This window comes from Actinocorallia lasiicapitis (assembly GCF_054778695.1).
Map to the genome: position 1 here is coordinate 1 of NZ_BAAGZI010000374.1, position 5,776 is coordinate 5,776.

Sequence of the window (5,776 nt, forward strand, 5' to 3'; positions counted from 1 at the left end):
GCGGCGCGGGCCGAGCTGGCGGCCGACCGCGCGCGGGTGCGGGAGGTCGTCGGGGCGGGGAACCTGCGGGCGCGGGAGGTCGCGGAGCGGACGCTCGGGGAGGTCAGGGCCGCGATGGGGATGGTTCGCCGGGCTGGGTGACATCGCCCGCTCCGCACCCGTGAGCTCTGCGAGCAGGTCGTTCTTTCCCTGCCCTGACCTGCGGTTTCGCGGTTTTCTCCGGGAAACGCGTGACAAACGCGATTCTCGGGGGAGACCGGCGAGATGACGCCCCCCACGGACACGCAGACCGAGACCACCAGAACCTACGATCTGATCGAGGACCGGCTCGCGGTGCTGGCCCGCCTCGACGCCGAAGATCCGCGCCGCGGCCGGCTCCGTGAGGAGATCGTCCAGCTCTGCGACGGCTATGTGCGCAGGCTGGCGTCACGTTTCCACGGCCGCGGCGAGAACCCCGAGGACCTGTACCAGGTGGGGATGCTGGGCCTGGTGAAGGCCATCGACCGGTTCGACCCGGACCGCGGCGTCCACTTCGCGGCGTTCGCGGGGCCGACGGTCCTCGGCGAGATCAAACGGCATTTCCGGGACAGGAGCTGGGCGCTGCGCCCGCCGCGCCGGATCCAGGAGCTGCACCTGGCCGTCAACCGGGCGCGGACGGAGCTGAACCAGCAGCTGCGCGGCGCGCCGACCGTCGCCGATCTGGCGGCCGCGGTGGGCGTCGGCGAGGAGGAGATCCTGGAGACCCTCGCGGCGGGCGACCACTACAACACGGTCTCCCTCGACTCCCCGTTCGACGACGAGTCCGAGCGCGCCGAGTCGGATCTGCTCGGCCGGCTCGATCCGGCGTTCGAGCTGATCGAGGGCCGTCACGCCCTCGGCCCGGCGCTGGACCGCCTTCCCGACCGGGAGCGGCGGATCGTCCTGCTCCGCTTCTACGCCAACAAGTCCCAGGCGGAGATCGCCGCGGAGTTCGGCATCTCCCAGATGCACGTCAGCCGGCTGCTGTCCCGCTCCCTCATCCGGCTGCGCACCCTCATGTCCGCCTGACCCCAGGTCGGCAGTAAGCGCTTACTTGAGGATCTGCTATTCCTTAGGGGACGTGGAACTCCCTGGGTGAAGGCGGCGGTGCAGTGATCGAGTGGAACGATGACGAGATCATGGTTCGGGACATGGTGCGCGACTGGATCGGCAAGGAGGTGCGGCCGGTCCTCGACGAGCTGGACTCCGGGGAACTGCTGCCGTACGACCTGATCCGCAACCTGTACACCACGTTCGGGATGCGGGACATGGCCGCCTCGTCGTTCGACGCGCGGATCGAGAAGGAGAAGGCGGGCGTCGCGCCCGAGCCGAAGCAGGACAAGGGCGACGCGAGCGCCGCGTTCACGCTGCTGCCGATCGTGGAGCTCTGCAAGGTCTCCCCCGGCCTGGTGACGGCCATGGGCGTCTCGCTCGGCCTGGCCGCGGGCACCATCATGAAGCGCGGGACGGTCGAGCAGAAGCTCCGCTGGGGCCGCGACCTGCAGACCTTCGACAAGATCGGCGCGTGGGCGATCACCGAGCCGGACTCGGGCTCGGACGCGTTCGGCGGCATGAAGTCGACCGCGAAGGAGGACGGCGAGGGCGGCTGGATCCTCAACGGCAACAAGACCTTCATCACCAACGGCCCGAACGCCGACACGATCGTCTTCTACGCCAAGCTCGACGACGGCCGTCCGATCCGGGAGCGCGAGATCCTCTGCTTCGTGCTCGACTCGGGGATGGAGGGCTTGGTCCAGTCGAAGCCGCTGCGGAAGATGGGCTGCCACTCCTCCCCCACCGGCGAGCTGTTCCTGTCGGACGTCCGGGTGGGCCGCGACCGGCTGCTGGAGGGCGGCGGCACCGGCAAGGAGTCGGCGAAGGCGAACTTCACGACCGAGCGCGCGGGTGTCGCGGCGATGGCGCTGGGCGTCATCGAGGAGTGCCTGCGGCTGTCGGTGGACTACGCCAAGTCGCGGGTCGCCTGGGGCAAGCCGATCGCCGACTACCAGCTCATCCAGCTGAAGCTGGCGAAGATGGAGGTGGCGCGGGTCAACGTGCAGAACATGGTGTTCCGCCACGTCGAGATGCAGAAGGCGGGCCGCACCCCGACCCTCGCGGAGGCGTCGGCGATGAAGCTGTACTCGGCGCAGGCCGCCTCGGAGGTGGCGATGGAGGCGGTGCAGCTGTTCGGCGGCAACGGCTACATGTCGGAGTACCGGGTGGAGCAGCTCGCGCGTGACGCGAAGGCGTTCCAGATCTACGCCGGCACCGATGAGCTGCAGATCACTCACATCGCCCGCGACCTCCTGTCGCGCTAGGAGTCAGGTCGTGTCCGGCCGAGATTCACGCTCGGCTGGACACGGCGGTCGATGATCTGAATACTCACGTCTATGGACGGTTCGCCCGCTTTCCCGCTACGGGCTTCCGACGTGCAGCGCGACCGGGTCCTCGCCGATCTGGCCCAGCAGGTGGCGGAGGGACGGATGTCCCAGGACACCTTCGAACGCCGGGTCGACCAGGCGCTGCGGGCGCACAACGAGGTCGAGCTCCAGGATCTGGTGCACGACCTGCCGTCCAGGCACCGGCTCGTCGACAGGGTCGCGGGCGCGATCTCGTCGTTCTCCGCCGCGACGGCCAGGATCGAGTCGGCGTGGCGCACCCCGCGGCTGCCGCGGTTCATCCTGCCGCCGGGCGAGCAGCCGCGGATCCTCGTCGGACGCGCCCCCGGCTGCCAGTTCGTGCTGACGGACCTGACGGTGTCCCGGTTCCACGCCGAGATCCTCGCCGATCCGGCCGGCTGGACCATCAGCGACCTGGGGTCGATGAACGGCACCCGGGTCAACGGCTGGCGGCTCACCGGGCCCGGCCGGGTCCGTCCCGGCGACCAGGTGGGTTTCGGGAACAGCACCTTCATCGTCGCCGCACCTTGAGTCCGGATTGTCCTGCGAGATCGGCGTCACAGTGAAACACTCGGGGTAGCACAGTCGCCTACCGCCCCCGAGGTGCCATGCCCACCCTGCCCTTGCCGGTCAGCTCCTTCGTGGGACGTGATGACGACATCGAGGAGCTCACCGAACTCGTCGCCGCCACCCGCCTGGTCACGCTGAGCGGGCCGGGCGGAATCGGCAAGACCAGGCTCGCGCTGCGCGTCGCCGAGGAGGTCCACGACGCGTTCAGTGACGGCGTGTGGCTGGTGGAGCTCGCCGACCTGGACAACGTGGGGGCGCTCACCGAGCGCGTCGCCCACACCCTGCGTCTCGACCGGTACAGCGGCACCGCGATGGCGGCGGTGACCAGGGCGCTGGCCGGCGGCCGCCATCTGCTGGTGCTCGACAACTGCGAGCACCTCATCGGCCACGTCGCCCAGTTCACGGCCGATCTGCTCGCCGCCTGCCCGGATCTGACGGTCCTGGCGACCAGCCGCGAGCAGTTGCGGATCCCCGGTGAGACGCTGTGGCGCGTCCCACCGCTGGCCCTGCGGCCGGGGCCGGACGGCAGGAGCGAGGCCGAGATCCTGTTTACGGAGCGGGCCAAGGCCGCCGATCCGGGGCTGGTCTGGTCGGAGACCGAGGCACGGACCGTCCTGCGGCTCTGCGTCGACCTGGAGGGCATCCCGCTGGCGATCGAGCTGGCCGCGGCGATGACGCGGGTCCTGTCGGTCCGGCAGATCCACGACCGTCTCACCGACCGTTTCGCGCTGCTCAACAGCGGGCCGCGCACGGCGCCCGTCCGGCACCAGACCTTGCGGGCGACCGTCGAGTGGAGCTACGCCTCGCTCTCCCCCGACGCCGGCCGTCTGCTGCAGCAGCTGTCGGTGTTCCGCGGCGGCTGGATCATCGACCTGGCCGAGCAGGTCTGCGACGGCATCGGCGATCTGCTCGGCTCGACCGCCGAACTGGTCGACAAGTCGCTCATCCAGGTCGACGGGATGCTCGGCGACAGGTTCCGCTACCGGATGCTCGACACGATCCGCGACTACGCGCGGCAGCGGCTGTGCGCCGAGGGCGACGAGCACGCGCTCCGGCTGCGCCATCTGCACTCCATCACCGCGCTCGCCGCCACGATGTACCAGCTCGCCAGCGGCCGCGGTGCGGAGAGCCGGCTGGTGCTCAACGGGTGGCTGGCGGTCGCCGAGGGGGTGCGGCGCAACATCCCGGCCGCGCTGTCGTTCGCGGCGGCCGAGGGGTATCCGGAGATCGGGCTGCGGATGCTGGCGAACGGCCGGTGGAGCGTCTGTATGCACGGCGGCTACGAGGAGTACCTCAAGGCCATGGACCGGCTGTTCGAAGCGGTCTCCGACGCCCCCGCCGGGCTGCTCGGCACGGTCAAGGCGATGCGCGGGGCGATCGAGCTGTTCGCGGGCAACTACACCGCGGCGGCCGAGGCCGTCGCGGAGGCGATCCCGCTGTGCCGGTCCGACGAGGGCCCCGACGGCCGTGACGGCCTGCTGATGGCGTCGATGGTGGCGGCCGTGACGGAGGTGCCGGGCGGGCTGCCGCTGGAGGAGGCCTACAAGCTGGCCGAGCAGAACGACGACGTGATCACGATGGCGGGCGTCCGGTGGGGTCAGGCGCTGGTGGCCGAGCACGCGGGGCGCGTCAGGGAGGCGCGGGAGTACTACGAGCAGATGCTGCTCGTCCAGGACTACGGCAACGACTGGGGCCCCGCCATCGCCGAGCTGGGCCTGGCCGGGCTCGCGGAGGACCGGGGCGATCTGCGGGCGGCGCGCAAGCACTACCAGACGGCGCACGCCCTGCTCAACGATCCGATCCTGCCACTGGACTACCGGGGCGACAGGATCAGGGCGATGATCGGTCTGGGCCGGGTCGCGTTGAACTCCGGCGACCACGTCACCGCCGACCAGTGGCTGCGGCAGGGCCTGGAGCTGTGCAAGGGGCTGGGCGGGCGCGGGTTCGCGGCCGAGCTGGTCGAGACCATCGCGCTGCTGTGCGTCCGCAACGACGACCATGCCAGGGCGGTGCCGCTGGCGGCGGCGGCCGCGGCGCAGCGCGAGCGGATGGGCACGCGTGAGCTGCCGGGCGCGGGGGTGCGGTCCCGGCAGGTGCTGGAGCCCGCGACCCGGGTGCTCGGCCAGGCGGAGACCAACCGGCTGTGGGCGCAGGGCCTGGCGCTGCCGTGGAACCGGGTCATCGACTCGATCGTGGCGCAGACGGAGCTGCCGCTGGTCGCGACGGCGGCCCCGGTGCGGCCGCCGAGCTCACTCACCGACCGCGAGACCGAGATCGCCCGGTTCGTCGCCAAGGGGCTGTCGAACCGCAGGATCGCCGAGGAGCTGACGATCAGCCAGGCCACGGTGGCGCGGCACGTGTCGAACATCCTCGCCAAGCTGGCGTTCTCCTCCCGCGCGCAGATCGCCACCTGGGTGACGGAGAACCCGCCCGGCGGCTAGCCCCCGCCCCACGACAGGTCAGGCCCCGGCTCATCGAGGAGAAGGACATGGCCACGCTGCCCCGCGCGGAGAGCCCGTTCGTCGGCCGCGCCGACGATCTCGCCGAACTGGCCGTGCTGGTGGCCGGTTCCCGGCTGGTGACCCTCACGGGCACCGGCGGGATCGGCAAGTCACGGCTGGCGCTGGAGGTGGGGGCGCGATCGGGCGCGGCGTTCGGTGACGGGGTGTCGCTGGTCGATCTGGCCGATCTCGCCGCGCCGGGGCCGGTGGACGCGCTGGTCGCGGCCGTCCTCGGGCTGGCGCTGCAGGGTGGCGGCGCGTTCGACACCGTCGCGGCGGCGCTGTCGG

The 5,776-nt window shown here is 71.2% G+C and carries 4 protein-coding genes and 1 pseudogene; all 5 read left to right on the forward strand.

The annotated features are described in order from the left end of the window. The first annotated feature begins 264 nt into the window (after positions 1-264). The gene (locus tag ACYVE7_RS27950; protein WP_460368724.1) at positions 265-1,047 is read left to right on the forward strand and encodes a SigB/SigF/SigG family RNA polymerase sigma factor; all 783 of its coding nucleotides are present in this window, start codon (positions 265-267) and stop codon (positions 1,045-1,047) included. Positions 1,048-1,130: 83 nt separating this feature from the next. After that, a complete protein-coding gene (locus ACYVE7_RS27955; RefSeq protein WP_460368726.1) occupies positions 1,131-2,336 on the forward strand; it encodes an acyl-CoA dehydrogenase family protein in 1,206 nt (401 codons plus the stop codon). 72 nt (positions 2,337-2,408) lie between these two features. Further along, on the forward strand, positions 2,409-2,948 hold the full coding sequence (locus ACYVE7_RS27960) for an FHA domain-containing protein (protein WP_460368728.1): 540 nt from the start codon (positions 2,409-2,411) through the stop codon (positions 2,946-2,948). A gap of 77 nt (positions 2,949-3,025) precedes the next feature. Beyond that, entirely contained in the window at positions 3,026-5,428 is a 2,403-nt protein-coding gene (locus ACYVE7_RS27965) for a LuxR C-terminal-related transcriptional regulator (RefSeq protein WP_460368729.1), read from the forward strand. Positions 5,429-5,475: 47 nt separating this feature from the next. Beyond that, positions 5,476-5,776, forward strand: a pseudogene (locus ACYVE7_RS27970) (ATPase); the annotation flags it as partial.